This window comes from Bradyrhizobium sp. Tv2a-2, assembly GCF_000472425.1.
In the GTDB taxonomy this organism is placed as follows: Bacteria; Pseudomonadota; Alphaproteobacteria; order Rhizobiales; family Xanthobacteraceae; genus Bradyrhizobium.
Genome location: NZ_AXAI01000079.1, coordinates 1 through 2195, shown reverse-complemented (window position 1 = coordinate 2195; position 2195 = coordinate 1). Strand labels below are relative to the sequence as shown.

Genomic DNA, 2195 nt, shown 5'->3' with positions numbered 1-2195 from the left:
TATCGCTCTCCTTGAGGTTCTGGCAGGCTCGACACCCGCCTCGATACGCCGCCTCTCTCAACCCGTCATCACCCAGTTTCGGCCATAGCTCCCCGGTGTGGTCATCGAACCCGGTCGACTGGCACGCCAATTGCTGAAACATGCTGAGGAAGAGCGCCAGATCTCGATGGTCGAGAGGATGCCGATGTCAAATCCCAATTGGTTCTCGTGGTATTCTTTTCCATTCTTTGCGCCACTCAGCGGGGCAGTGACTCAGGACATTGAAACGAATGTCCTCAAAATTTCAGAAACCCAAAAGAAAGTCTTTGAGAAGTATAGTTTATTCCAACAGCTCGAGACCCTTTTCGCGGCCGTCACAGAACTTAAAAGGCCACGCGGGATATCGACAGAGGCGCAGAGTACAGGAACACAGAGTACTGGAGAGGCAATGAAGCGCCTCGAAGAGATGATAAAAGGCGTGGAAGAGATCAAGCAGCGTCACGGCGTCGCCGTCCGTGGCGACGCTGAGCGCGCACTGTCACGCCTGAAGGCTGTTAACCCTGCGCAATATGAAGCATTCATGCGCGACCACGCGACGACGCGCGGGAACTCTGGCGGAGATGCCGGTCAGACGAAAGACTGAATAGCCAAGCGGGTCATCTCAGTGGTCTCCAAACAGCATGATCACCATGGTACCTTTCGAGGCGCTCCGTTGAGACTGGGTTGCCAGCTGGCAACTTCCCTGAATTGCAGTCAGAGCAATCGCTGTCATTTTAGGATCTTCAGCGCGGTCTGTTTGAAGACACGGATGTCGGAGCTTCTACACGAGGGCGACGCATTCCGTCTCCCGTTCAGAAAGGGCTCGCGCAACTCCATTAGTAGGTACGCAAGTCACCACCCTCTGCTTGCCCGCCTTCATAAAGAGTTCCAACCGAACAGGGGCTGCTAGAGCACATCTCTCGTACCACACTAACAATGATAAGGGGATGGTGATGACGAAGGAAGTCGGAATCAACGATGACATTGGCCGTGCAACAGGCGCATTTCAGGACTTCACCAAGCGAGCCGTCAGACGCAGTCGGAGTTTTCGAAAGGGTTCTTCGACATCTATTGGCATTGGCAGGAGCGAATTCAGACCGAATCCACGCAGGTTATGGAGCTCTTCGGAAAGGTCGGTTCCACGAGCTCAGCTAGCGATCAGATCGGCATGCTTCAGGTCTGGATTCAAGGCGCCACGCAGCGGGTCGCGGGCGATGTGATCTACTCGATTCAAACTGCGAAAGCTCTCGCAAATGTCGAACTTCCACTATTCGCCAGCCCGGAGTTGTTCAAGCCTACCGTACTCGTCCCTCCCTTGGTATCGCTCAACTTGCCCGCCGGCGCTGGCATTAACTTTCATTACGGTTCTTGGCGACTGCCGACCCTCCGGATTGAAGGAGGTCGACCAGAGCGATGAAGGTTTGGCTTTCGGTACCAGGCGGCCAAGCGGGGTGACGCGCTTCCTTACAAAGGAGCGTGCTGCCGGAACATGACACGACGCAAGCAACGCCATCAGCGTCAGTTTAGCTCGGCAATTAATCGTCTCGATCAAGCTGCTCGAGGTAAAGATACCGCCGCCTCGTTGTCTGAAGCCCTGTGCAGGGTCGCGGCCACTATCGAGCCTTGCCTCGGACACCAGAATGGCGGTGCGGTCAGCTCCTGCACGCGGCAACTCGCACGCATCCTCGCCGAAAGAGGAACCGCGGCCACAATGCGGCGCCGATAATAAGTTCTCCTCGCCGCCGGGACGCAGCTCGTCGACCAGCGTCATTTCTCATATCAACCAAAGAAGCCCATTTGTACTCATCGGAACAGAGGTTTTGGAAGTTGGGTCACTAAGGGAAGTAATATCGATCGACTTAGTGTCGACCGCTTTACGTTGAGCGCCACTGCCGCTTGGCGAAAGCTGCCGTAGTCCGCCGCTGCAACCGCGTATCGCAAGTGCTTTAAGTCAAGTATTCTGTTCAGTTTTGTAAGTTGGTCGGGCCATCTGCTTCGTCTTCGGCTGCTTGTGAATTAGGTGTTTAGTCCCGGCATTTGCTGGAGCGGATTGAGTTTGAATCGTTCTGGCTGGGAAGTCCGGCATTTGCAGATGTATTCGTAAGGCGTGAGGCCCTTCAGGGTCTTCAGCCGCCGAGCGTAGTTGTAGGCGTTGATGAAGTCGGCAAGGTGAGCTT

Annotated in this window: 3 protein-coding genes and 1 pseudogene; 1 reads left to right on the top strand and 3 read right to left on the bottom strand. The window is 55.1% G+C overall.

Annotated elements, in window-relative coordinates; genetic code table 11:
* Window positions 1-130 precede the first annotated feature (130 nt).
* Complete coding sequence (locus tag A3AI_RS49860) at window positions 131-622, top strand: hypothetical protein (RefSeq protein WP_245287094.1); 492 nt, start codon at window positions 131-133, stop codon at window positions 620-622.
* Window positions 623-1285: 663 nt separating this feature from the next.
* Here A3AI_RS49860 and A3AI_RS48645 read toward each other — a convergent pair.
* The 3 genes and pseudogenes from A3AI_RS48645 to A3AI_RS48640 form a co-directional block, all read right to left on the bottom strand.
* On the bottom strand, window positions 1286-1789 hold the full coding sequence (locus tag A3AI_RS48645) for a hypothetical protein (protein ID WP_156928191.1): 504 nt from the start codon (window positions 1787-1789) through the stop codon (window positions 1286-1288).
* Window positions 1790-1821: 32 nt separating this feature from the next.
* Window positions 1822-1959, bottom strand: coding sequence for a helix-turn-helix domain-containing protein (locus tag A3AI_RS47140; RefSeq protein ID WP_245287093.1), 138 nt, complete (start codon window positions 1957-1959; stop codon window positions 1822-1824).
* Between the two features lie 75 nt (window positions 1960-2034).
* A pseudogene (locus A3AI_RS48640) lies at window positions 2035-2195 on the bottom strand (IS3 family transposase); the annotation flags it as partial.

Bases quoted from the DNA above. Each gene is read 5' to 3' on its own strand.
- A3AI_RS48645 (WP_156928191.1), bottom strand. From the start codon at position 1,789: ATGACGCTGGTCGACGAGCTGCGTCCCGGCGGCGAGGAGAACTTATTA.